This window comes from Vibrio sp. D173a, assembly GCF_030248475.1.
Genome location: NZ_JAHGAH010000780.1, coordinates 1 through 731 on the forward strand (window position 1 = coordinate 1; position 731 = coordinate 731).

General features: G+C 49.7%; 1 protein-coding gene. It reads left to right on the top strand.

Going from position 1 to position 731, the window contains the following annotated elements:
- Nucleotides 1-731, top strand: a 731-nt coding sequence (locus KIV40_RS29230) for an FGGY family carbohydrate kinase (RefSeq protein WP_285352734.1), incomplete at both ends; no start/stop codon positions are given.

Sequence of the window (731 nt, forward strand, 5' to 3'; positions counted from 1 at the left end):
TCAACGAGAGTTTACTCAAATCTATCCAAAAGCGGGCTGGGTAGAGCACGACCCAATGGAGATTTGGGCAACGCAAAGCTCAACGCTGGTTGAAGCACTTGCTAAAGCGGGTATCCGCAGTGACGAACTGGCTGGTATCGGTATTACCAACCAACGTGAAACGACCATTGTTTGGAACAAAGAGACGGGCAAGCCAGTTTACAACGCGATTGTTTGGCAGTGTCGTCGTACTGCTGACATCTGTGAAGACCTAAAATCGCGTGGCCTAGAAGATTACGTACGCGACAATACGGGCCTAGTCCTTGACCCGTACTTCTCAGGTACAAAAGTAAAATGGATCCTAGACAACGTTGAAGGCGCTCGCGAAGACGCAGAAGCAGGCAAGCTACTGTTCGGTACTGTGGATACTTGGCTAGTTTGGAAGATGACTCAAGGCCGCGTTCACGTAACTGACTACACTAACGCCTCACGTACTATGCTATTCAACATCAACGACCTATGTTGGGACAGCAAGCTACTAGACGAGATGGGCATCCCGGCATCAATGATGCCAGAAGTGAAGCGCTCTTCTGAGGTATACGGTCAAACGAACCTTGGCGGTAAAGGCGGTACTCGTATTCCAATCGCAGGTATCGCGGGTGACCAACAAGCAGCACTTTACGGTCAAATGTGTGTAGAAGCAGGCCAAGCGAAGAACCCCTACGGTACAGGTTGTTTCCTTCTAATGAACA